The sequence below is a fragment of the Streptomyces sp. WMMB303 genome (assembly GCF_029351045.1).
Lineage (GTDB): Bacteria > Actinomycetota > Actinomycetes > Streptomycetales > Streptomycetaceae > Streptomyces.
The window spans coordinates 1,382,104-1,404,967 of record NZ_JARKIN010000001.1; the positions used below are offsets into that span (position 1 = coordinate 1,382,104).

25 protein-coding genes are annotated in these 22,864 nt (G+C 73.6%); 7 read left to right on the top strand and 18 right to left on the bottom strand.

Annotated elements, in window-relative coordinates; translation table 11 throughout:
- Positions 1–12 precede the first annotated feature (12 nt).
- From P2424_RS06260 to P2424_RS06270, 3 genes are all read left to right on the top strand, one after another.
- Positions 13–1,647 (top strand): multicopper oxidase domain-containing protein, encoded by a 1,635-nt coding sequence (locus tag P2424_RS06260; RefSeq protein WP_276474784.1) that lies wholly within the window; start codon positions 13–15, stop codon positions 1,645–1,647.
- A 68-nt stretch (positions 1,648–1,715) separates the two neighbouring features.
- A complete protein-coding gene (locus tag P2424_RS06265) occupies positions 1,716–2,417 on the top strand; it encodes an SDR family NAD(P)-dependent oxidoreductase (RefSeq protein ID WP_276474785.1) in 702 nt (233 codons plus the stop codon).
- A 160-nt stretch (positions 2,418–2,577) separates the two neighbouring features.
- On the top strand, positions 2,578–3,510 hold the full coding sequence (locus P2424_RS06270; RefSeq protein WP_276474786.1) for a twin-arginine translocation signal domain-containing protein: 933 nt from the start codon (positions 2,578–2,580) through the stop codon (positions 3,508–3,510).
- Between the two features lie 212 nt (positions 3,511–3,722).
- Here the strand turns inward: P2424_RS06270 and P2424_RS06275 are convergent, their stop codons facing one another.
- The 11 genes from P2424_RS06275 to P2424_RS06325 form a co-directional block, all read right to left on the bottom strand.
- Positions 3,723–5,066: an acetyl-CoA carboxylase biotin carboxylase subunit gene (locus tag P2424_RS06275; protein ID WP_276474787.1), complete on the bottom strand. Its 1,344-nt coding sequence runs from the start codon at positions 5,064–5,066 to the stop codon at positions 3,723–3,725.
- A 2-nt stretch (positions 5,067–5,068) separates the two neighbouring features.
- Positions 5,069–5,623 (bottom strand): acetyl-CoA carboxylase biotin carboxyl carrier protein subunit, encoded by a 555-nt coding sequence (locus tag P2424_RS06280; protein ID WP_276474788.1) that lies wholly within the window; start codon positions 5,621–5,623, stop codon positions 5,069–5,071.
- Positions 5,624–5,778: 155 nt separating this feature from the next.
- Positions 5,779–7,482, bottom strand: coding sequence for an acetyl-CoA carboxylase, carboxyltransferase subunit beta (accD, locus tag P2424_RS06285; protein ID WP_276474789.1), 1,704 nt, complete (start codon positions 7,480–7,482; stop codon positions 5,779–5,781).
- A 34-nt stretch (positions 7,483–7,516) separates the two neighbouring features.
- Complete coding sequence (locus P2424_RS06290; RefSeq protein ID WP_276474790.1) at positions 7,517–7,828, bottom strand: antibiotic biosynthesis monooxygenase family protein; 312 nt, start codon at positions 7,826–7,828, stop codon at positions 7,517–7,519.
- On the bottom strand, positions 7,818–8,162 hold the full coding sequence (locus tag P2424_RS06295) for an antibiotic biosynthesis monooxygenase family protein (RefSeq protein WP_019358446.1): 345 nt from the start codon (positions 8,160–8,162) through the stop codon (positions 7,818–7,820). The genes P2424_RS06290 and P2424_RS06295 overlap by 11 nt, the downstream gene beginning before the upstream one ends.
- On the bottom strand, positions 8,162–8,914 hold the full coding sequence (locus P2424_RS06300) for an SDR family oxidoreductase (protein WP_276474791.1): 753 nt from the start codon (positions 8,912–8,914) through the stop codon (positions 8,162–8,164). The genes P2424_RS06295 and P2424_RS06300 overlap by 1 nt, the downstream gene beginning before the upstream one ends.
- A gap of 34 nt (positions 8,915–8,948) precedes the next feature.
- Positions 8,949–9,410, bottom strand: coding sequence for an anthrone oxygenase family protein (locus P2424_RS06305; RefSeq protein WP_074998187.1), 462 nt, complete (start codon positions 9,408–9,410; stop codon positions 8,949–8,951).
- A complete protein-coding gene (locus P2424_RS06310; protein WP_276474792.1) occupies positions 9,407–9,916 on the bottom strand; it encodes an SRPBCC family protein in 510 nt (169 codons plus the stop codon). The genes P2424_RS06305 and P2424_RS06310 overlap by 4 nt, the downstream gene beginning before the upstream one ends.
- 12 nt (positions 9,917–9,928) lie before the next feature.
- A complete protein-coding gene (locus P2424_RS06315; RefSeq protein WP_276474793.1) occupies positions 9,929–11,233 on the bottom strand; it encodes a ketosynthase chain-length factor in 1,305 nt (434 codons plus the stop codon).
- A complete protein-coding gene (locus tag P2424_RS06320) occupies positions 11,230–12,549 on the bottom strand; it encodes a beta-ketoacyl-[acyl-carrier-protein] synthase family protein (RefSeq protein WP_276474794.1) in 1,320 nt (439 codons plus the stop codon). Before P2424_RS06320 ends, P2424_RS06315 begins: the two co-directional genes overlap by 4 nt.
- A complete protein-coding gene (locus P2424_RS06325; RefSeq protein WP_276474795.1) occupies positions 12,546–12,980 on the bottom strand; it encodes a cupin domain-containing protein in 435 nt (144 codons plus the stop codon). The genes P2424_RS06320 and P2424_RS06325 overlap by 4 nt, the downstream gene beginning before the upstream one ends.
- 284 nt (positions 12,981–13,264) lie before the next feature.
- On the opposite strand from P2424_RS06325, the gene P2424_RS06330 reads away from it, so the two are divergent.
- Together P2424_RS06330 and P2424_RS06335 are read left to right on the top strand one after the other, a co-directional pair.
- Entirely contained in the window at positions 13,265–13,642 is a 378-nt protein-coding gene (locus P2424_RS06330; protein ID WP_276474796.1) for a SchA/CurD-like domain-containing protein, read from the top strand.
- A gap of 85 nt (positions 13,643–13,727) precedes the next feature.
- Positions 13,728–15,176, top strand: a complete 1,449-nt coding sequence (locus P2424_RS06335; protein ID WP_276474797.1) for a multicopper oxidase family protein — start codon at positions 13,728–13,730, stop codon at positions 15,174–15,176.
- A gap of 183 nt (positions 15,177–15,359) precedes the next feature.
- On the opposite strand, the gene P2424_RS06340 is transcribed toward P2424_RS06335, so the two are convergent.
- The 6 genes from P2424_RS06340 to P2424_RS06365 form a co-directional block, all read right to left on the bottom strand.
- Positions 15,360–15,821 (bottom strand): anthrone oxygenase family protein, encoded by a 462-nt coding sequence (locus P2424_RS06340; RefSeq protein WP_276474798.1) that lies wholly within the window; start codon positions 15,819–15,821, stop codon positions 15,360–15,362.
- A gap of 4 nt (positions 15,822–15,825) precedes the next feature.
- Complete coding sequence (locus P2424_RS06345; RefSeq protein ID WP_276474799.1) at positions 15,826–16,206, bottom strand: SchA/CurD-like domain-containing protein; 381 nt, start codon at positions 16,204–16,206, stop codon at positions 15,826–15,828.
- On the bottom strand, positions 16,206–16,982 hold the full coding sequence (locus tag P2424_RS06350; RefSeq protein WP_276474800.1) for an SDR family oxidoreductase: 777 nt from the start codon (positions 16,980–16,982) through the stop codon (positions 16,206–16,208). Before P2424_RS06350 ends, P2424_RS06345 begins: the two co-directional genes overlap by 1 nt.
- Positions 16,979–17,239, bottom strand: coding sequence for an acyl carrier protein (locus P2424_RS06355; RefSeq protein ID WP_276474801.1), 261 nt, complete (start codon positions 17,237–17,239; stop codon positions 16,979–16,981). The genes P2424_RS06350 and P2424_RS06355 overlap by 4 nt, the downstream gene beginning before the upstream one ends.
- Complete coding sequence (locus P2424_RS06360) at positions 17,236–17,574, bottom strand: TcmI family type II polyketide cyclase (protein ID WP_276474802.1); 339 nt, start codon at positions 17,572–17,574, stop codon at positions 17,236–17,238. Before P2424_RS06360 ends, P2424_RS06355 begins: the two co-directional genes overlap by 4 nt.
- A 170-nt stretch (positions 17,575–17,744) precedes the next feature.
- A complete protein-coding gene (locus P2424_RS06365; protein ID WP_276474803.1) occupies positions 17,745–18,998 on the bottom strand; it encodes an aldehyde dehydrogenase family protein in 1,254 nt (417 codons plus the stop codon).
- Positions 18,999–19,222: 224 nt separating this feature from the next.
- Here P2424_RS06365 and P2424_RS06370 point away from each other — a divergent pair, with 224 nt between their 5' ends.
- The gene (locus tag P2424_RS06370; RefSeq protein ID WP_276474804.1) at positions 19,223–20,683 is read left to right on the top strand and encodes a DUF6002 family protein; all 1,461 of its coding nucleotides are present in this window, start codon (positions 19,223–19,225) and stop codon (positions 20,681–20,683) included.
- A complete protein-coding gene (locus tag P2424_RS06375; RefSeq protein WP_276474805.1) occupies positions 20,677–21,981 on the top strand; it encodes a hypothetical protein in 1,305 nt (434 codons plus the stop codon). Before P2424_RS06370 ends, P2424_RS06375 begins: the two co-directional genes overlap by 7 nt.
- Positions 21,982–21,986: 5 nt before the next feature.
- Here the strand turns inward: P2424_RS06375 and P2424_RS06380 are convergent, their stop codons facing one another.
- Positions 21,987–22,841, bottom strand: coding sequence for an AfsR/SARP family transcriptional regulator (locus P2424_RS06380; protein ID WP_276474806.1), 855 nt, complete (start codon positions 22,839–22,841; stop codon positions 21,987–21,989).
- Positions 22,842–22,864: the final 23 nt, after the last annotated feature.

A 22,864-nucleotide genomic window follows, 5' to 3' on the forward strand; every position in this document is an offset into this window, starting at 1 on the left:
CACCATGGTCCGATGACCAGCGAACCGGACAACGAGCAGCGGCCGCGCCGGGCCGGGAAGAACAAACGCGACTCCGTCGGCGGGCCGCCCTCGCGCGGCCGGCGGATCCGCCGCCGCGCCCTGCTGACCGCGGGCGGCGCACTGGGGGCTGGAGTGGTGGTGGGCGGTGCGTACGCCGTCAACTTCGCGGTCGTCTACGGCAACCGCAAGCTGACCAACGTCGGCGATCTGACGTTCGAGAACGCGCTGCGCATCCCCCGGCTGCTGGAGGGGCGCAGGAGCGGCGGGGACCGGCTGTTCGAGCTCACCGCGCGGCCGGGCAGCAGCGAGTTGCTGCCCGGCAAGCAGACCCCGACCTGGGGCATCAACGGGCCTTTTCTGGCGCCCACGCTGCGGGCCCGGCGCGGGGAGACGGTACGGGTGGCCTACGACAACCGGCTGCCGGAAGCCACCACACTGCACTGGCACGGCATGCACCTGCCGGCGGTGATGGACGGCGGCCCGCACCAGACGGTGCAGCCCGGCGCCGTCTGGAAGCCGCACTGGAAGATCGAGCAGCCCGCCGCGACGCTCTGGTACCACCCGCACCCGCACGGGGCCACCGCCGAGCATGTGACACGCGGCATCGCGGGCATGTTCCTGGTGGACGACGAGCAGGACGCCGAGGAGCGCACGGGCCTGCCGCGGGACTACGGGGTGGACGACATCCCGCTGATCGTGCAGGACCGCAGCTTCGCGGACGACGGCACGATGGAGTTGCGCGGCGCCTCCACCCTGGAGAGCTTCGCCGGGGTGGGCAGCGTCGGCGTGCTGGGCGACACGATCCTGGTCAACGGGGTGCACGACCCGCATCTGAAGGTGAGCACCACGCTGGTGCGGCTGAGAGTGCTGAACGCCTCCAACGCGCGGGTCTACAACTTCGGCTTCACCGACAACCGCGAGTTCCACCTGGTGGCCCAGGAGAACGGGCTGCTGGAGCGGCCCGTGCCGCTGCGGCGGCTGCAGCTCATGGCCGCCGAGCGCGCGGAGATCGTGGTGCGGATGGAGCCGGGCAGGAACGCGCTGCTGCGCAGCTTCCCGCCCGATCTGGGGCTCAGCTTTCCCACCGACCGGATGGACGGCGGCGAGGACACCTTCGACATCCTCCAGCTCCGCCCCGCGCGGAAGCTGACCAGGTCGCAGCCGCTGCCCGAGCGGCTGCGGGACGTGCCGCGCCCGGTCGAGGTGGAGAAGGACGCGACCGTGCGCAGGTTCCGGATGAACGGGACCCAGATCAACGGCAAGGCCATGGAGATGGCGCGGGTGGACGTGGTCGCCCCCGCCGAAGCGGTTGAAGTGTGGGAGTTCACCGGCTCGAGCGATGGGATGCACAGCATCCATGTGCACGGCACCGGCTTCAACGTCCTGGAGTACCGGGGGCGGAAACCGCCCGCGCGGCTGCGCGGCCAGAAGGACACCGTCCACGTACCGGCGGGCGGCACGGTGCGGCTCGCGGTTCCGCTGCCGCGCTGGGTGGACACCGAGTACCCCTACATGTACCACTGCCACGTCCTCACCCATGAGGACCAGGGCATGATGGCGCAGTTCACGATCGCCGAGCCCGGCTCCGAGTCCCAGGCCCCGCGCTGGATCTCCGACCACCACTGACCACGTGAAGAGCGTCCGCGGCGACCGGCCGCGGCACGCGCGCACCCGTCGAGATCCTGGAGGCCGAGATGAACAGCAGCACTGCCCCGCCCGGACCGCGTACCGCGCTGGTGACCGGGGCCAACCGCGGACTCGGGCAGGCGGTGGCCGCCGCGCTGCACGAGGCCGGCCATCGGGTGGTGGTCGCCGCCCGGGACGCGGAGGCCGCCGCGAAGACGGCCGCCGAACTGGGCGAGGGGGCACGGTCCGCGGTGCTGGACGTGACCGAGGCCGGGGCGGCCGAGCGGGCCGCCGCGCACCTGGGCCCGGTGGACATCCTGGTCAACAACGCGGGCGTGCAACTGGACTGGGGGGAGCGGCCCTCCGCGCTGGACCTGTCGTTGGTCGAGCGCACCCTGGAGGTGAACCTGCTGGGCACCTGGCGGGTCTGCCAGTCCTTCGTCCCCGGCATGGTGGCACGGGGCTGGGGGCGGGTGGTCAACATCTCCAGCGGCACCGGCTCGTTCAGCAACGGGATCGCCGCCATGTGCCCGGCCTACTCGGTCTCCAAGACGTCCCTGAACGCGCTGACCGTGATGCTCGCCGAGGAGACCCGGGGCACGGGGGTACTGGTCAACGCGATCAATCCGGGGCTGGTGCGCACCCGGATGCGGCCGACGGCCGAGCAGAGTCCGCAGCAGGCGGCGCGGGACGTGGTGCGCGCCGCGACGCTGCCGGACGACGGACCCTCGGGGGTGTTCTTCCGCCGGGACGCCGTGATCGGCTGGTAGTCCTGCCCGTTTCGCGCCCGTTCTCGGTGCCGGTTCCGCTGCCCGTCCGGGGGCCGACGCCACCTCTGCCATCACATTTGACACATCCTTGAGCCCGTCGCGGGCGGTCACTTGTTCGCTGGAGACCGGAATTGCCCGTTCGACACGAGGAAGTGTCCGTATGCGCAACTGGAACAGGCGCCGGTTCATCACCGCGGCCGGCGGGGCGGCCGGTGCGGCCCTGGCAGCCGGGGCCGCACCGGCCCACGCCGCACCCCGGGCCCAACAGGCCGAGGCGTGCGCTCCGCTCCGTATCGTGACCGGCGAGGAGGATTTCGTCTGCCCGAGCACGGCTCCCCCGGGTGCCTCGGTCTTCCGGGTGACCGCCACCAGCTTCAAGACCGGGTTCCTCGGGCTGGTCCGGCTGCGCGACGGACACGAGGAGGGCGCCTTCCGCGAACTGCTGTACGCGCTCTTCTCGGCGCGCACCCCGCAGGAGACCATCGAGGCCACCCGCGGGCTCATGGACACCGCCGAACTGTACGGCGGGGCCGCCGTCCATCCGGGCGCGGTCTCCTACATCACTCCGGTGCTGGAGCCCGGCAGCTATCTGGTGCTGGAGTACCGGGACTTCCAGGGGCCGCTGGGCCGCGAGCCGGAGCGGGGGCAGGAGCACGTGCGGACGCTGACCGTCACGGAGCCGGTCACCGGTACGGCCGCGGCCGCGGCCACCGGGAGCGCGGCCACGCTGACCACCCGGGAGACCGCGGAGGGGCCGCGGTTCGAACTGCACGGACAGCCCGGGGCCGGATCTCCGGTCCGCTGCGTCAACCAGGTGACGCAGCCGGACGAGGCGATCATCTACCGCGTCCCGGACGACTCGGTCACCGAGGAGGACGTACACGCGTTCTTCAATAGTGACATGAGCATGACACCTCCGTTCAGCATCGAAGCCCCCCTGGGAACCCCGCCGATCTCCCCCGGTGGAGACCTCTGGGTCACCATGCCGACCGAGCCCGGCCGATATGTGGCCGCCTCCTGGGTCGGCAGCCTGGAGGACGGCCGGCCGATGGCCGCGCACGGCCAGCATCTGATCTTCCACGTCACGGCCTGACCCGTACGCGGAAGGCGGCGGCCGCACCCGGCGGCCGCCGCACCGGGCCACCGGACGGCACGTGCGGCCGCACCCGCGGGCCGCACCGCCCGGCCGTACCCCGCAGAGCCCCGGCACGGCTCCCGCGGCCGGAGCACGCCGGAAGCCCCGGCCCCCGTTCGACGGGGCCGGGGCTTCCGGCATCCGCGGTCAGACACCCGCGGCGCGACACCTCAGGTGCGGGTGTCCAGGAAGGAGGTGATGTGCCGGCCGGCCCGGAAGACCGGGTCGGCGACGATCTCGCGCAGCAGCGGGATGGTCGTGTGCACCCCCGGTCCGGCGATCCGGAACTCGGCCAGCGCCCGGTCCATCCGGTCCAGCGCCTCGTCGCGCTCCGGCGCCCAGCAGACCACCTTCGCCAGCAGCGAGTCGTACTGCGGCGGCACCTTCCACCCGGCCCGGCCGTGGGTGTCCACCCGCACGAACGGGCCGCCCGGCGGGACGAACTCCGCCAGGGTGCCGGGCGCCGGCGCGAAGTCCCGCGCCGGGTCCTCCGCGTTGACCCGGCACTCGACCGCGACGCCGCGCGGCACCAGGTCCTCCTGGGACATCCGCAGCGCCTCCCCGGAGGCGACCCGGATCTGCTCGGCTACCAGATCGACCCCGTACACCGCCTCGGTGACCGGATGTTCGACCTGGATGCGGCAGTTCATCTCCATGAAGGAGAAGCCCTCGTCGTGCACGAGGAACTCGAAGGTCCCCGCGCCCGTGTAGCCGATGGCCCGGGCCCCGCGCACCGCGGCACGCGCCATGGCCGAGCGCAACTGCGGGTGCAGCCCCGGGCCGGGACTCTCCTCGACCAGCTTCTGGTGCCGCCGCTGCACCGAGCAGTCCCGCTCGCCCAGGTGCAGCACGGTGCCGTGCCCGTCGGCGAGCACCTGCACCTCGATATGGCGGGCGCTGTCGCAGTACCGCTCCATGTAGACCCGGTTGTCGCCGAAGACGGCCTGCGCGGTCGCCCGCGTCTGCCGGTAGGCGGGCAGCAGGTCGGAGGCGCCGCGCACCACGGTCATCCCCCGCCCGCCGCCCCCGGCCGCGGCCTTGATGATGAGCGGATAACCGATCCGGGACGCCAGGTCGGACGCCTCGGCGGCGCTGTCCACGGTGCCGGGGCTGCCGGGCAGCACCGGCAGCCCCGCGTCCGTCATCAGAGACCGGGCGACGGCCTTGTCGCCCAGCCTGGCCAGCACCTCGGGACGCGGCCCGATGAAGGTCAGCCCGTTCTCCGCGCAGATCTCCGCGAAGTCCGGGTCCTCGGAGAGGAATCCGTACCCCGGGTGCACCGCGTCGGCGCCGGTGCGCAGCGCCGCCTCGACCACGGCGGGCGCCGAGAGGTACGACTTGCGGGGCGCCCCGGGCCCGATCTGCACCGCGGCGTCCGCCGCGTGCACATGGCTGCTGTCCCGGTCGGCCGTCGAGTGCACGGCGACGGTGCGGATGCCCAACTCGCGGCAGGTCCGCATGACACGGATCGCGATCTCGCCCCGGTTGGCCACCAGGACGGTGCCGAATCCCACCGTCACACCCCCTCGTCCGAGCCGTCGGCAGCGGTGTCGTCGGGGTCGATCAGCACCAGCGGCTCGCCGTACTCGACGGGCTCGCCGTCCCCGACCAGCACCTCCACCACGCGGCCACGCCGGGTGGCCGCCAGCGGGTTCATCAGCTTCATCGCCTCGATGATGCCGAGCTGCTGGCCCTCCTCCACATGGTCACCCGGCTGGACGAAGGCGGGTGCGCCGGGCGCGGGAGCGGCGTAGAAGGTGCCGACGAGCGGCGCGCACTCCCGGTGCCCCTCCAGGACCTCCTCCCCGGCGCCCCCCGCGGCGCCGGGATCGCCGTGCGGACCGAGCACGGCCTGCGCCGCCGCGGGGGCCCGTTCGTTGTCCCACTCGACCTCGACGCTGGCGGCGCCGAGCGCGATCCGCACCCGGCGGGGTTTGTCGGGCCCTACGCGGACCACTTCGGCGATGCTCCGGCAGATGTCGGTCAGGGCCAGGCCGCTGTTGTCGTAGTCCAGGCCGGCGAGCGCATCGTCGGTCTGGGCGCGCGGACTGTCCTGGGTGAGTTCACTCATGAGTGCCTCTCGGTAGTACGTTGCCTTGCGACCTGTGTGCGCCGCGATGGGGCCGGGCCACGGCGGCGGAGGGTGCAGGGTGCCGCCCGGCCAGGGTCCGAGGGAGCCGTCCCGGCCGTCGTGCCCGGCGCGTTCGAGTGGCCCGCCGGACACCGCTAGCCGTCCGCGAGGCCGAAGGAGCGGAAGCGGCGCCGCCGCGCGGGCACCGGGCCGGCCCCCTCGGCCCCGGTACCCTCCGCGTCCGGCCCGGTCCGCAGCTCGCGGAGCGCCGCGACGACGGCGCGCCGCACGGCGTCGCTCAGCGCCGCGGTGTCCGTGTGGCCGCCGCCCTCGGGTTCGGGTATCACCCCGTCCACCACGCCGAGCCGCAACAGCGAGGCCGCGTCCAGCGCCAACTCGTCGGCGGCGACGGCGGCCTCCGCGGCGTTCTTCCAGAGGATGGCCGCGCAGCCTTCCGGACTGATCACCGAGTAGGTCGCGTTGGCGCAGATCAGCACCCGGTCGGCGACGCCCAGCGCGAGCGCCCCGCCGCTGCCGCCCTCCCCCGTGACGACGGCGACGACGGGCACCGGCAGCGACCCCATCAGCCGCAGGTTCTCGGCGATGGCGCCGGACTGGCCCCTCTCCTCGGCGGTCAGCCCCGGGTAGGCGCCCGGGGTGTCGATCAGGGTGATGACGGGAAGCCCCAGTTTGGCCGCCAGCCGCATCAGCCGGCCCGCCTTGCGGTAGCCGGCGGGCGAGGGCATGCCGAAGTTCCGGCCGACCAGCTCGGCGGTGGTGTGGCCCTTCTGGTGCCCCACGACCATCACCGGCAGGCCGTCCAGGCAGCCGATCCCGCCGACGATCGCCGGGCACTCCTCGCCCGCCCGGTCGCCGTGCAGTTCGACGAAGCCGTCGAGCCAGAAGCCGATGTGCTCCAGCGCGGTGGGCCGCCCGGACTCGCGGGCGAGCTGGACGCAGTCCCAGGCGGGCAGCTGGTCCAGCAACTGGCTGTCGCGGACCACCGGATCCTCCTCGCCGCTCCCCCAGGCCGCCGCCGGACGGTCGGTGACGGTCAGCAGCCGGGCGAGTCGCGCGCGCAGCTCGCCCCGCTCCCACACGTCGTCCACCAGCCCGCGCTCGCGCAGGAACTCGGCGGTCTGGAACCCGGCGGGCAGTTGCTGCCGGATGGTCTGTTCGATGACGCGCGGCCCGGCGAACCCCATCCGGGCGCCGGGCTCGGCGACCACCACGTCCGAGAGTGTGGCGAAGGACGCGGCGACCCCGCCGTAGGTGGGGTCGGTGACCAGGGTGACGGTCAGCAGCCCGGCCTCGTCCAACTGGGCCAGTGCGTTGCTGGTCTTGGCCATCTGCATCAGGGACAGCGCCCCCTCCTGCATCCGGGCCCCGCCGGACGCGGTGACCAGCAGCAGCGGGGTGCGGTCCCGCAGCGCGTGCTCGGCGGCGGTGGTGACCGCCTCGCCCGCCGCGACGCCCAGGCTGCCGCCGAAGAAGCGGAAGTCCATGACGGCGGCGGTCAGCGGGCGCCCCTCGATCCGGCCCCGCACCGCCAGGACCGCGTCCTGCCGGCCCGTGCGGTGACGGGCCTGCTGGAGCCGTTCGGCGTAGGGGCGCTGGTCCACGAAGTCGAGGGGATTGTGCTGGGTCGCGGGGACCTCGAGGTGCTGGACGCTGCCCTCGTCGAAGAGCTGCGCTATCCGCGCGGGCGCGTCCAGGCGGGCGTGCGCTCCGCACTCGGGGCACACGTGCAGCAGCCGCGTGTACCGCTTTCCGTAGACGAGGGAGCGGCAGTTGGTGCACGAGACCCAGGAAGGCTGTTCCGTCGGCGGCGCGCCGGTGGGCGCGGTGGAAGTTGTCATGGGTGTCCCTTGCGTTCGCGGCGGCGCGCGGCGGTCAGTAGGTGGCTTCTACCTCGTAGATGCCGAACGGGACGTGCAGGCGGGTGTCCCGGTAGGGGCGCAGCGGCGCCGTGTCGTCCTTGTGCCCGGCGCCCTCCTCCCAGGCCCGGAAGGCCGCCGTGTCCGACCAGCGGCTGACGACGACGAGCGCGGTCGGGTCGGCGGGGGAGCGCAGCAGCTCGTTGCCGAGCATCCCGGGCACCTCCGCCATCCGCTTGCTGACCCGGTGGTAGGCGGCGCGCACCGCGGCCAGCTGCTCGTCGTCGTAGGCCGCCTGATACACCAGTACGCGGACCTCAGTGGGCATCCGTGCCCGCCTTGCCCGGTACGTGGGCGACGACGGTCATCGTGTTGAAGGAGCCCTGGGAGCGGAAGGGGTGCAGCCGCTCGCGGTGGGCGAGATGCGCGTCGCTGGTCTCGAACTCGCGGAACCCGGGCTCGTCCACCCAGTCACTGACGATGTAGTAGGTGGACTCCTCGTCGGCCGACTTGGACAGCCACTGGCCCAGGCAGGCGGGGTGGCCGGTGACGGCCTCGGTGCTGCCCCGCCAGGTCTTCTCGAAGTCGGCCTCCATACCGGGGTTGATCTGCATCCGCAGCAGCACCCGGAACTGTCCCTCGGTCCTGGCTTCCGTGCTCATCAGGAAATCCCTCCGTCCACGCCGATGGTGGCGCCGGTCACATAACGGGAGAGGTCGCTGGCCAGCCACAGGATCGCGCCGGCGACCTCGTCGGGGGTGCCGAGCCGGCCCAGCGCGGTCTTGGCGCTGTACCGCTCGATCATGAGTTTCTGCTGTTCCTCGGGCATCTTGTGCAGGTTCTCGGTCTCGATGACGCCGAGTGCGACGACGTTGAAGCGGATGCCCTTGCTGCCGAACTCCTTGGCCAGCGAGCGGTTCAGGCCGACCAGGGCCGCCTTGGTCGCGGTGTAGTGGGAGCGCAGCGGGATGCCCGCCTCGACGGCCTTGGAGCCGATGCTGACCACCGAGGCGCCCTCGTCCAGCAGCGGCAGCGCGGCCTGGATGACGAGGTGGACGCCGGTGAGGTTGGTGTCGACGATGCGCCGCCACTCGTCCAGCGGCAGTTCGGTGTAGGGGATGTGGCTGATGGCACCGGCGTTGTTGACCACCAGGTCGAGGCGGCCCCAGCGGGTGCGGGCCTCGTCGATCAGCGCACTGACGCTGTCGGGGTCGGAGACGTCGGCGCAGACCACGTGGTGGTCGCCGTCGGTCTCCTTGAGCGCGGCCTCCAGCGAGGCCACGGCCTCGCTCTCGTTCCGGTAGCAGGTCAGCACGTCGGCGCCGGCCTCGGCCAGGGCGAGCGCGACGCCCCGCCCCACTCCCCTGGTGCCTCCGGTGACCAGGGCCTTCTTGCCCTTGAGGCCGAGATCCATGGGTTCCTCCTTGAACGGGTCGGACGGTGGGATGTCAGAGCAGCAGCGTGAGCGCGGCGCAGTTGGCGACCAGGGCGAGGACGGTCAGCGCGCTGCGGCGCTGGTTCCAGGCGCCCCAGCGCCACCGCGGGTCCCGCTCGGCGAAGTCGGCGGGCAGGTTGTCCGGGTCGAGCGTGCGCACCCATCGGTTGACCGGGACGTTCTTGGTGAGCGAGATGACGACGGTGGCGGCCGCCAGGACGGCGGCCGCCGCGAACAGGCCGCGGGCCGCCGCGTGCGGACTGGCCGCCAGCAGCCACCCGTCCCCCGCGAGGGTGCCGAGCAGGCAGATCGGCATGGCCGGGTCGTAGCGGGTGGCGAAGAAGGCGTGCGCGTGCACATACCGGTCGGCGGGCAGCGCCGCCAGCAGCGGCCAGCCGCCGAGCTGGGTGCCGAACAGCACGCCGGCGGCCAGCCCGTTGAGCAGGACGACGAGCGGTGCGAGGTAGGCGATCACTTCCGCTCCGCCGCTGCCTTCTTCGCCCCGGACCCCGCCTTCGCCGCCTCCGCCGCCTTCTCGACTTTCCCCTTGATGAGGTTCATCTGCACCGGGGTGTTGCGGTTGAGGCGCTCGGTCATGCCCTCGTCGGTGACGGGTGCGGCGTCCTTCATGTGGAAGTCCTGCACCCAGCGCATCCGCACGCCGTCACCCTCGGGCAGGTACTCCCAGTAGATGTTCATGTACTCGAAGGGCCCGGTCTCCACCCGGTGGGCCCGCACCTGGCGCGCCGCGGGGTCGACGACCCGCTTGGAGACCCAGCTCCAGACGTTGCCGTTCTCGTCAGGGTGCATGGTGAGCCGGAAGAGGTACTCCCGGCCGCCGTCCACGTCCTTCTCCTCCAGCACCTCGACAGCCGCGTACTCGCTGTAGAGCTGCGTCCAGGACCTGAGGTCGTTCGTCATGTCCCAGACCAGGTCCATCGGCGCGTCGATGACGATGCTGTTGTCGGTGTGGCCCGCCATGGCGGTCCCTCCTCACTTCTCGTTGTGTCCCGGCACGTTCTGCTGCGGATGGCCCAGCACGAGCGCCGCGTTGAACCCGCCGTGGCCGCGCGCGACCACCAGCGCGGTACGCAGTTCGGCCCGGCGGGGCTCGCCGAGCACCAGGTCGATCTCGTATCCGGACGCGGGTGCCGCCGGGCCCGCGGTATGCGGGACGACCTGGTCGCGCAACGCCAGCAGCGCGGTGGCGGCGTCCAGTGCCGCGCCTCCGCCGTAGAGCCGTCCGGTCAGCGTCTTGGGCGCGGTCACCGGCACCCCGCGCGGTCCGAACACCTCGGCCAGTGCGGTGGCTTCGGCGCGGTCGGCCTCCGGGACACCGAGCGCGTCGGCGAAGACCACGTCCACCGCGGCCGCGTCCAGTCCGGCGTCCGCGAGTGCGGAGCGCACGGTGCGGGCCAGCACGGGTCGGCGGTCGGAGCCCGGCGGCGGGTCGAACGCGGCGGCGTAGCCCAGCACCCGGCCGTAGCCGGGTCCGGCGCCGCGGGCCTCGGCCGCGGCGGCGTCCTCGACGACGAGCAGCGCTCCGCCCTCGCCGGGCAGGTATCCCGACGCTTCGGCGTCGAAGGGCAGATAGGCACGCGCCGGGTCCTGCACGGTGGACAGCTGCCCGGTGGTCAGCTGCGCTGTCAGCCCGTAGGGGCAGAGCGAGGCGTCGGTGCCGCCCGTCATCACCAGCTTGGCGCCGGTGCGGATCAGCCGCCGGGCCTGGCCGATCGCATCCAGCCCGCCGGCCTGTTCGCAGCACAGCACCCCGCAGGGTCCGCGCAGCCCGTGCCGGATGGAGATCTGGCCGGTGGTGGCCGCGTAGAACCACGCGATGGACTGGTAGGCGCCCACCCAGTCGGGGGCGTGCTGGTAGAGGTTCTCCATCTCGTGCTGGCCGAACTCGGTGCCGCCCGAGGAACTGGAGGTGACCACGGCCATCTCGTACTCGGGCAGTTCGGCGGGGACGACCCCGGCGTCGGCGATGGCGGCCTCGGCGGCGGCCAGTCCCAGGTGGGTCCAGCGGTCGGTCTGCGAGATGAGCCGGCTGGGCACCTGCTCCTTGGCCACGAACCCGGGCACCTGGCCGGCCAGCTTCACCGGGTAGGGCGCCGGGTCGAACAGGGTGATCCGGTCGATGGCGGAGCGGCCGGCCAGCACCGCGCTCCAGTGCTCCTCGATGCCGATGCCGGTGGGCGCCAGCACGCCGAGCCCGGTGACCACGGGGGCGCGGACCGGGGTGGTGACGCCGGTCGCCGAGACGGGCGCCTCGGTGGTGGCGGTCGGTGGTGTCATGCCGCTCTCCCCTTCCCCTGGTGGCCCCCCTGGCGGTCGACGACTCCGGGCCGGGCCAGCACGGTGGCGCTCTGGAAGCCGCCGAACCCGCTGCCGACGCTGAGCACCACGTCCATCGGGTGCTCGCGTGCGGTCCGGGGGACGTAGTCCAGGTCGCACTCGGGGTCGGGGTGGTGCAGGTTGGCGGTGGGCGGCACGACCTGCCGGTCGAGCGCCAGCGCGCAGGCCGCCACCTCGATCGAGCCGATGGCGCCCAGCGAGTGGCCCACCATGGACTTGATGGAGCTGACCGGGATCCGGTAGGCGTGCTCCCCGAGGCTGCGCTTGAAGGCGGCCGTCTCGTGCCGGTCGTTCTGCTTGGTGCCGGAGCCGTGCGCGTTGATGTAGTCGACGGCGGTCGGGTCGAGCCGGGCCCGGTCCAGGCAGACCCGGATGGCCTCGGCCATCTCGCGTCCGTTCGCCTTCAGCCCGGTCATGTGGAAGGCGTTGCTGCGGCCCGCGTAGCCGACGATCTCCCCGTAGACGCGCGCCCCGCGCGCCTCGGCCGCCGCCTTCTCCTCCAGGACGAGCACGGCGGCACCCTCGCCCAGGACGAAGCCGTCCCGCTGCGCGTCGAAGGGGCGGGAGGCGTGCTCGGGGTCGTCGTTGTTGGGTGAGGTGGCCTTGATGGCGTCGAAGCAGGCGGAGGTGATCGGGGAGAGCGGCGCGTCCGTCGCCCCGGCCAGCACCACGTCGGAGCTGCCCTCCTCGATGAGCTGCACGCCGTGCCCGATGGAGTCCAGGCCCGAGGTGCAGCCGGTCGAGATCAGCGCGACCGGCCCCTCGGCGGCGACCTCCCAGGCGACCTCCACGGCGAGGGTGGAGGGCACCATGTAGCCGTACAGATGCGGCATCCCGTAGGTGTGGTCGACCAGCCAGTGCTTCCCGGCATCGCTGAGCAGGACGTACTCCTCCTCCAGCCCCATGGTGCAGCCCACGGCGCTGCCGATGCTCACCCCGGTGCGGGCCGGGTCGGCGGCGGCGAAGTCGAATCCGCTGTCCTCGACGGCCTCCCGGGCGCTGACGACGGCGAACTGGGCCGCCCGGTCCATCCGCCGGATCTGCCGCGCGTCCAGTCCGGCGGCCACCGGGTCGAAGTCGGCCTCGGCCGCCATCCGGGAGCGGAAGCCGGCCGGGTCGAACAGGGAGATCCGGCGGGTGGCGGTGCGCCCGTCGGACAGCAGCTTCCAGAACGCCTCCCGGCCCACTCCGCCGGGCGCGACCACGCCGACCCCGGTGACCACCGCACGGCGGGCGGCGGCTGCCCCGGTGGTCACGAGGCACCGCCGACCGACGGGTTGGGCTGCTGGGGCCGGGCCACCTGCTCGGTGTCCACATGGCCCAGGTCGGGGCGGGGCGCCAGCGGCGAGAGGTGGAAGGCGGCGTGCGCGCTCTCGGTGCCGGTGTTCACCAGCCGGTGGCGGACCCCGATGGGCACCAGCAGCGAGTCGCCCGGCCCGAGCTGCACGACCTGCCCGTCCATCGTCATCTCCAGACGTCCGGTGACGACGTGCAGGAACTCCTCGGAGTAGGGGTGGTAGTGCTCGGTGACGTGCTCGCCCGGCGCCAGGTTCAGCACCCCGCCGAATCCGCTGGTGCATCCCGTGGTCTTCGGGCTGAGCGTGGTCCTGATGTCGCCGCCGCGCCGGGTGCTGGCCTCGACGTCGTCGGCGTGCACCCGGACGGTGCGCGTGATCTCGGTGGTCACTGACCCCGCCTCCTCATCGGCTGTCATGGGCTGGTGTTCCGCCTGGCGGCCGGTGTCTCGCCCCCGGCGTCCCGCGGGTCCGCAGCGCGGTGCACCGTCGCAGCCGGGCCTAGACGGCCGCTCGAACCGGCGTCGACGCGGCGGAGCCGCGCGGGGACGCAGCGGCAAAGCCGCGCGCGGGTGCCGCCGGGGTGCGAGGGGCCCTCGAGCCACCGGCGAGCGCGGTGCGGCGAGATGGCGCCCGCGGGGGGACCCCCGCGTCCGCGACCTGCGAGGAGCAGCCCATGCCGTTCGCCGCCATCACCTACGACATCAAGGCGGGTTACGAGAAGGAGATCTCGGAGATCTTCGGCAACTTCCGGCGGGTGAGCTCACCCGTCGTGCGGGACGGCGCGGGCGGCGAGACCGCGCGCATCCTGTCGACCGCGGTCTTCATCCGGGACGCCACGATGGTGCGGGTCATCGAGTACGAGGGCGACCTGGACGCCGTCGCCCGCCACATGGCCACCCAGCCCGGGGTGCGGGAGGTGGAGGAGAAGCTGGCCCCCTACCTGTCCCGGCCCCGTACGACCGACACCGTCGAGGGCTTCGTCGCCACGTTCCGCCGCTCCCTGCTGACCTGCATGGCGCAGATGTCGGTCCGGGACCTCCCCGCCGCCTGACCCGGCCGCCCGGGACCTGCTTCGGCCCGCATGCGGCCCACACGACGTACGAGACGTACGAGACGTACAACGGGAGGAACTCTCCGTGCCCACACGCAGAAACCTGCTCCGGGCCGCCACCGCGGCCGGAGTGGCGGCGGCCGCACCGGGCGGTCTCGCCGCCGGGGCGCACGCCGCGGCCCCACGCCTTCGCGGCCGGGCTGCCGGGAAGGCACCTTCGGCCGGGTCTCCGTTCACGGTGCCGCTGGAGGTGCAACGGCCGATCCGCCCGCTGCGCCTGGCGGGCCATGACTTCTACCGGCTCACGCCCCGGGAGGCGGACGTCGGCCTGCTGCCGGGCACCACGACCCGGATCCGCTCCTTCAACGGCCGGATCAGCCCGCTGATCATGGCCGAGCGGGGCAGGCCCGTGCTCGTCGAGCAGGTCAACCGGATGGACGTGCCCTTCTCGATGCACCTGCACGGCGGGCACACTCCGCAGCGCTACGACGGGCACCCCATGTACCAGCTCGAACCCGGCGAGCGGCGGCTCTTCCGCTACCCGAACGAGCAGGACGCGGCGACGCTGTGGCTGCACGACCACTCGCACGAACAGCACGCGGAGAACATCTACCGCGGGCTGGCGGCCACCTACCTCCTGACCGACGAGTTCGAGCGGCACCTCCCGCTGCCCAAGGGCCGCTACGATGTGGCGCTGCAGCTGCGCGACGCGCAGTTCGCGGACGACGGGGCCCTGGTGTGGGACCTGCACGGTTTCAGGGAACGGCACACGGTCCTGGTCAACGGACGGCCCCGGCCCTACTTCGAGGTGGCGGCGCGCAAGTACCGGCTGCGGCTGATCAACACCTCCAACGAGCGGGTCTTCAGTCTCCAGCTGGGCGAGGGTGAGGAGTTCACCCATATCGGGACCGACGGGGGGCTGCTCCCCGCGCCCGTCCCCACCCGGATGCTGCAACTGTGGCCGGGCGAGCGGCAGGAGATCGTCGTCGACTTCGCCCGCCACGGGGTGGGCCGCCGGCTGGTGCTCGCCAACGCGCACCCCTACGAGGGCGAGGCACCGGAGGTGATGCGGTTCGACGTGGTCCGCCGGGCCGGCGACCCCAGCGAGGTGCCCGAAACGCTGCGGCCGGTGCCGGACCTGGGGACCTCCGCCGTCGAGCGGGAGTTCGTCATGGCCTTCGATCCGAAGACCGGCCAACACCTGATCAACGGCGAGCCGTTCGACATGCACCGGGTGGACATCCGGCCCCGGCTCGATGTCGCCGAGACCTGGAAGATCGTCAACGGCGACGGCGAGCTGGGCATCCCGCACTCGATGCATCCGCACCTGGACGCGTTCCGGATCCTGGACCGGAACGGGAAGCCGCCCGCGGCCGGCGAGGCCGGACTGAAGGACGTGGTCGCGGTGCCCCCGGGCGAGTCGGTGCGGATCCAGGTGCGCTTCACCGAGCACACGGGGCTGTACATGTACCACTGCCACATGCTCAGCCACGCACAGATGGGCATGATGGGCCAGATGGAGATCGTCCGCTGACGGCACTCCCCGGGGGGCCGCCCAGCCCCCGCGGCACCCGCAGTACGCACGCAGCGCCCCGGACCGAGGTCCGGGGCGCTGCGTGTTCCGGCGCCGGACGGGAGCCCGGCGCGGAGCCACCGGGCGGGCCGCGGCCCAGGACGCGGGAGGCCGCGGCCCGGCGGGCCCGGCCGCGGCCGGAGGTCACAGCGCCGTCACCGCCACCGCGTTCAGCAGCAGCGCCGCCACCGCCAGTACGGTGCGCAGCAGATGCCAGCGGCGCCACAGCGGCCGCGGGTCCTCCCAGTCAGCGGGCAGCACCCGCGGGTCGGCCACCGCCTTGACCCGGCGGTTGATGGGGACGTTGCACAGGTGGGAGACGGCGGAGACGCCCAGCAGCAGGACCGCGGCGGCGGCGAACAGCCCCCGGGCCGCGCCGTCGTCGGCGATCAGGGCCAGCGCGACGGCGAGCCCCGTGGAGGTGAGGACGACGACCGGCATCGTCGGGTCCCAGTTGCGGCCCAGCAGCTTGTGGGCGTGCACGTAGGTGCCGGTCTCCATGGCGAACAGCGCCGGCAGGACGCTGAGCGCCACGGCGAAGAGGACCCCCGCCGTGACGCCGCTGCCGAGGAGAACGGCCACCCCGAGGACAGCGTCCACCCTCATCGGGTCAGCTCCCGGCGGGGTGCGTGTCCACCGTCAGCTGCGCGACGGACCGCATCGTGGCGTCGCGGAAGTAGGCCGCGAACGCCTCGGGAGAGGCCGTGTCGCGCGGCTCGGCGAGGTAGGGCTGGAGCTTCTCCTCCAGGACGTGGACGCCTTTCTGCCGGGCCATGTGGGCGCCGACGGCGGCGAAGTCGCCCTCGTAGTGGATGACGCGCACCATCACGTCGTCCTTGATGAAGACGCCGGTGCCCAGCAGCCGTCCGGCCGCCTGGCCGTCGTCGCCGGCCAGGTCGGGTGTGTCGACGCGCTTGAAGTGGGCGAAGATCTCCGCGATCTCGTCCTCGTACCCCGGCTTGACCCGGTAGGTGATCGCCGCGTAGGGCATCAGATTCCTCCATCGACTGTGAGCGTGGCACCGGTGACGTAGCGGGCGGTGTCCCCCGCGAGGTAGAGGACCGCGCCGGCCACGTCCGCCGCGGTGCCCAGTCGGCCCAGCGCCGTCATTCCGGCGAGGCGCTCGACGAGCTGCGGGGGCAGCCCCGCGCCCGGCTCGTCCTCGGTCGCGGTGACGCCGGGCGCGACGGTGTTGACCCGGATCCCCCGGTCGCCGACCTCCTTGCTCAGCGCCCGGCCGAAGCCCACCAGCGCCGCCTTGGAGGCGGAGTAGTGGGTGCCCAGCGGGCGCCCGCGCAGCGCCACCGACGCGCCGACGTTGACGATCGAGGCGCCGTCGGCCAGCAGTTCGTGCACCGCCCGGGTGACCAGATAGGCGGAGGTGACGTTGGAGTTCATCAGCCGGTGCCATTCGGCCTCGTCCAGGTCGGCGAACTTGCTGTGGCCGTCGACACCGACGTTGTTGACGAGCACGTCCAGGCCGCCCAGGTGCGTGCGGCACTCCTCGGCGAGCCGGGTGGCGTCCTGCCCGTCGGTGACGTCGGCGGCCACCAGGTGGTGTCCGGCTCCGCGGGCCGCCAGCGCGGCCGCCAGGCTGCGCGCGTCGTCACCCGTGGTGCGGTGGGCGACGACGACCCGGGCGCCCGCCTCGGCGAACGCCAGGGCCGTGGTCCGGCCGATGCCCCGGGTGCCGCCGGTGACCAGGACCCGCTTGCCGGCCAGCCCCGGCCCCGGCAGCACACCGGTGGCCGTACCGGCGGCGCTCATACCGCATCGGGCAGGTTGGCATTGATCATCTTGAGCAGCAGCCGCGGTGTCTCGGCCTCCACCACGGCGTCGTCGGACAGTTCGACGCCGTACTCGCGCTTGATGACGCCGGTCACCTGGAGCAGCGCGAGCGAGTCGTAGCCCAGTTCGAGGAACGGGGTGTCCAGCACCGCCTCGTCGGAGACGTCCGCGTCCTCGGCCTCGCCCGCGCACTCCAGCAGCTTCTCGGCCAGCTCACGCTGGGTGAAATCGCTCACTGGATCCTCCCTCCGTCTTTCGTCCACACGTAGAACGGGTTCGCCATCGCGTCCTTGGGTTCCTTCCAGTTCGGGTCGTAGGGCGACACGCACTGCGCGAGGCGGGTGTTGATGTCGTCGTAGAGAGGGTGACTGCGGGCGCGGTAGAGGTTGGGGGTGATGTCGTCGTCCGCCTCCACGAGGTGGAAGTACAGGTCGTGGAAGCTGAAGAGCGTCCGCCGCGCGACCCCCACCATGTGGGGCAGCTCGGTCCCGTCCGACTCCTCGAAGATGCTGGCGATGGAGTCGGCCCTGCCCGGCTCCATCCGCGCCACTATGAGCGTCCGGTGTGCCACCGTCGGCCTCCTTGGGGAAGGTGTGGAGCAGCCCGTCCCGGTCGGTCGGCGGGCCTGGCGGGCAGCGTGCCAGCGGCCTCTGGAGCCCCGCTCAATCCCGCCGCGGCCCCGGTGCGCCGCCCGCCCCCTCGCTTTCCACGTCCCGCGCTGCCGGGGCCGGTCCGGCGCGGTCAGCGCAGCGGACCGGTGATCACCGTGTTCCGCAGGGCCGCCTCCTGGGAGAGCAGCAGCGGCCTGCCGACCGTCCGGCCCTCCCGGCGGACACCGCTGGCGTGCGCGCCGTATCCGCCGCAGGGCAGATTGCCGTCCTCGGTGTCGAAAGGGGTGGCGTCGCGCAGCACGACGGCCGTGCCCAGGGTCCGTCCGGTCAGCCGCGGCTCGCCGAGGACCGCCGCGTACATCCCGCGCTCCAGCTCCAGGGGGTGCCGGGCCCAGCAGCGCAGCATCTCCGGGTCCTCGTAGGGGACGACGCAGAAGAGCGGCCCGGAGAGGGCGGGCGGATGGAAGTCGGGGTCCTCGTCGAACACCAGCAGGGAGGGCTCGACCTGCATCCGCTCCGGCTCCGTCCGGCCCCCGGCCACCACCCGGTCGGCGTGCTCGGTCAGGAAACGGTCGGCGCCCTCCACGGCCTCTCCGTAGGTGAGGGCGGTGAGCACGGCGTCGGGCCAGCCACGGGCGCCCACCGTCAGTACGGACAGTTCGGCGCGCAACCGGTCGACCAGCGCGTCCAGCCGCAGCCGGTGGACGAACAGCACGTCGGGGCAGAGCCGGTGCTGCCCGGAGTTGTAGAGCCGGGCGCGCAGCACCGCCCGGCAGGCGGCATCCGGATCGGCCCGCGGGCCGACCACCAGCGGGTTGGGCGCGGGCCCTGACAGCAGGAAGAGCGGACCGTCGCCGATCTCGGTCATCAGCTTCCCGCCCGCCGTGGCGGATCCGGTGAAGACGACGGCGTCGGACTCCGCGCAGACGGGCGTGAAGTCGTGCTGCGCGGCGTCGGTGAACCGGATCCGGGCGGCCAGCGCGGGGTCGAGGCCGCGGCTGACGGTCCGGTGCACCTCCAGGGCCGTCTCCCGGATCCGGGGCGTGGGCCGGACGACGACCTCGTCGCAGTAGAGCGCGGGCACCAGGCAGTGGCGCACGTAGGAGTAGAGCGCGGTGTCCTGCGGGAGCACGACGGAGACCCGGGAGAGCTGCGGCACTCCGGTACGGGCCAGCTCCCACGGCGCCCCGGCCACCGTGCGGAGCGAGCGCAGCAGTTCGTCGCGGGCACTGGCGCAGGTGGCGAGCCGGGTCAGGGCCGCCAGCAGTTCGGCGCGGCCGTCGAGCAGCGCGGCTGCCGCGCCGGTGGCCCGCTCGTGCACCGCCTCCAGGTCGGGCCACGGGCGGGTGACGGATTCCAGCACGGGCATGACGGGCTGGGTCATGGAGGACTCCTCGGGCACGGGCGGGTCCGCTCCCACCGGTTGCTTCAACCGGCACTCGACCCCGCCGGGTTACCTTTCCCTGCGGCTCACCGCCGCATTTCCGAGGAATCACCGATTTCGTGTATGTCAGCTCTGTGAGGGTGATTTCAGCGTAGGGGGTTCGGAGGCGGGGTGTCGAGAGGGCCGCCTCGGACCGGGCGGCCGGACCAGGAGGGGACCCGTCCATGACGCTGACCGCCCGCACCGGACCCGCCGCCCGCATCCGATCCGCGGAACCGCCCGGGGAGACCGCGCCCTGGGAGGGGCAGCCGCTGACCGACCACTGGGACACCGTCCGCGCCCTGGTGCGCTCCGCGCACCGGCGGCCGGCCGGGCCGGGCCCCGGCGACGGGCGGGACCCGGCCGGCTTCGTGCCGTACGCCGAACTCCCGGCCCTCGACGGCCCGCTGCGCGGCTATCTGGCAGCGGCCGGGACGCGGGTCACCCGGCTGCCCGACCATCGGGGCGTCCGCTGGCAGTTGTTCGACCACTGCACCGCCTCCGAGGGCCGCACGGCGCAGCCGGACGCGGCGCTGCTGCTCATCGCGCGGGCCGTGCAGCACACGCGGCGGACCGGCCGGCGGATCGCGCTGCTCGCGCCGTCGTCCGGCAACCTGGCGAGCGCGCTGCGCGAGGCGCTGCTGCGCACCCACCGGTACGGGCTGGCCCAGCCGGACCAGGTGCGGGTGATCGCGCTGGTGCCCGCCGCCGCCCGGCACCGGGTGGCCGACTCGCCGCTGGCCCGCCACCCGGAGCTGCGGCGGCGCAACCCCCTGGTCGTCCACCACGGTGCGGAGCCGGGCTCGGTGCACGAACTGGCCGCCGCCTACTGCCGGGCGCACGCCCGGGCACTGCACACCGGGACGGGAACCGCACTGTGGTACATCCGCGACCCCGTCGAGCACCGGGCAGCGGCCGCACTGCGCGCGTTCGTGGAGCGGGACGCGCTGGGCGCGGCGCCCGCGGCGGGCCGGGTGCACGCGCAGACCGCCGACACCGGATCCGCGGCGCTGGGGCACCGCGCGGGCAGCGTCCTGGCGGCGGACGGCGCGGCCGACGCGGCGGGGCCGCGTCCGCTGCTGGTGCAGCAGCCGCGCACCTGCGGGCTGGTGCTCCGGCTGCTGACCGGCTCGTGCTCCCTGGAGGGCGCGCCCCGGTACCGGTACGACGCGGCGCGCGGCCTGTACCACCAGGCTTCGGGCACCCCCGACCCGCACTTCCCCCGTACAGCGCACCACCCCGAGGAGGTCGTGGAACCCGCCTTCTTCACCCGGGCGCCCGGCACGGCACCGGAGGTGAGCGCGCTGCTGCGCGCCCACGGGGGTACCGGGATCGTCGTCTCCCGCTACGAGTGCCTGGCCCGCTATCCGTCCCTGCGCGCCCTGCTGGCCCCGGCCGGTGTCGCGCTGCCCGCCGACCCGGCCCGGTTGGCCGACTGGTCGCTGGTGATGGCGCTGACCGGGGCCCTGAACGCGGCCGAGCGCGGCCTGCCGGCCGCTCCGGAGGTGGTGGTGCACCGCACCGCTGCGCACAGCGCCGCGGACCGCGCCCCGGTACCCGGCCCACTGGCCCGGTACGCGGACTCCGCGGACGAACTGCACGCCGTACTGACCGGGGCGCTCGACGACCGTGGGCGGTCGTGGTGACGGGCGCCGGGATCCCGCCCGGCGCCGGTGGGCCCGGCGGTGGGCCGGCCGCCATGGTGCCCGGCGAGGCCGTGCGCGTCGGGCGGGCCGCCGCCGGCCTCCCCGCGCAGGGGCCGCTGCCCGCACGGCCGTTCGTGCTGCCGCGCGGCCGCTACGACGAGCTCTTCGAGACCGCGGCGACGTTGCTGACGCTGGTGCGCCGGGCGGTGCTGGCGCTCGGACCCACCTGGCCCGAACGGCTCGTCGCACTCGGCGCCGACCCCGCCGACCATCCCCCGCACTCGGGGCTGGAGACGGTGGAGACCGAGTGCTGTGCCCTGCTGGCCGGTGCCGACTTCCTGGTCGGGACGGGCGGGCCGCGACTGCTGGGCCTGGACACCGGCGGAACACTCGGCAGTCACCGGGAGACGGGGGTGCTCACCCGCGCCTGGCAGCGCGCCGCGGCCGCACCGCCGGAGGGACCGCTGTTCGGGCACGATCCGCGGACCGTACGCGCCGCCGCGCTCGCCGACCTGTGCGCACGCCGGGGACTGCCGCGCACGGTGGCCCTCATCGGCCCCGGCTTCCACCCCGACGAACTGCGCGAGCTGCGGGCGCACGGCTTCATCGCCGACCTGCTGCCCGGCACCGGCGCCCGGGACGGACCGGACCGGCGGAGCTACGCGCTGGGCCTGTTCGGCGGCGCGCCCACGACGGCCGGCGGAGCCGCCGCCCTGCCGAAGGCGTACCGTGCGGGCCTGCTGCTGCCGCAGCCGAGCAGCGCGCTGCTGGCCGACAAGCGGGCCCTCGCACTGGTCTCCGAAGGGCTGCCCTGGATGACCCGGGGCGAGCGGGCGCTGGTGGAACGCCGGCTGCCGTGGACCCGGATCACCCTGGCCGGGCGCACCACCTGGCACGGGACCGAACGGGACCTGCCGGGCCTGGTGCTCGAGGAACCCGAACGGTTCGTGCTCAAGCGGGCGGTCGCGGGAAGCGGGCCGGTCCTGGCCGGCCACGCGACGGAGCCGGCGGTCTGGGCGGCGGCGGTACGGCGCGCCTTCGGCCTCGGCGACAGCGTGGTGCAGGAATATGTGCGACCGGCGCCCCACCCGGTGGAGCTGAGCGACGGCACGGCCGCCCCGCGGGCCGTGCGCGCGGCCGCTCCGGTGCTCAGCCCGCTGCTGTTCGCCGGGCGGCCGGGCGGGTGCCGGGTCAGCTTCCCGGCACTCGCCCTCCCGGCGTCCGGTGCCGGCCCCTCCCGCCTCCCGACCGGCCTCCCGGCCGACGCCGTGCTGGCGGGCCGGGAGACGTCAGGCTGAGACCGTCAGCCGCCGCGCAGCGCCCTCAGCGGCCCCCCGCTGCCGCTGAAGGCCGCGTCGCGGGCGGCGCCGGTCAGCTCCAGTTCGACCGAGGAGTCGAGCACGGCGCACTGGAGACGTTGCAGGTCGGGTGAGGGATCCAGGCCCAGCTCGCGGGAGAGGACGCCGCGCAGCCGCTGGTAGACCTCCAGCGCGTTGCCGCGTCTGCCCGAACGGTAGAGCGCGAGCATGAGCTGCGCCTGGACCCCTTCGTGCAGCGGATGCTGGGCGGCGAGTCCGGAGAGTTCGCCCACCAGCTCGTGGTGCCGGCCCAGGCTGAGGTCGACCTCGATGCGCTGGTTGAGGATGCCCAGCCGGGATTCCTCGAGCCGGGTCGCCTCGATCTCCAGCAGCGGACCGCACTGCACGTCCACCAGCGCGGGGCCGCGCCACAGCTCCAGGGCCCGGCGGAAGGAGGCGGAGGCGCCGACGAAGTCGCCGGCCTCCAGCGCCCGGTGTCCCGCGCCGGAGAGCCGCTCGAACTCGCAGACGTCGACCATTCCGCCCTGGGTGTCGAGCAGATAGCCGCCGGACTCGGTGATCAGCACGCTCTTGGCGCCGTGCGGCAGATCGGGGTGGTGCCGGTCGCCCAGGGCGGCCGCGATGAGGTTGCGCAGCTGCAGCACATACGTCTGGAGCGTGGTCTGCACGCTGCGCGGCGGGGCCTCCCCCCACAGTTCCTCCACCAGGGAGGCGACGGAGACCACTTGGTCCGGGTAGAGCGCCAGCAGGGCCAGCACCTTTCTCGGTTTGACCGCGGTCGGGACGACGGAGACCCCCGACTGGACGACCCGGCAGGGTCCCAGCACACTGATGTCCATCTCTCGCTCCCTTCGGGTGCGTT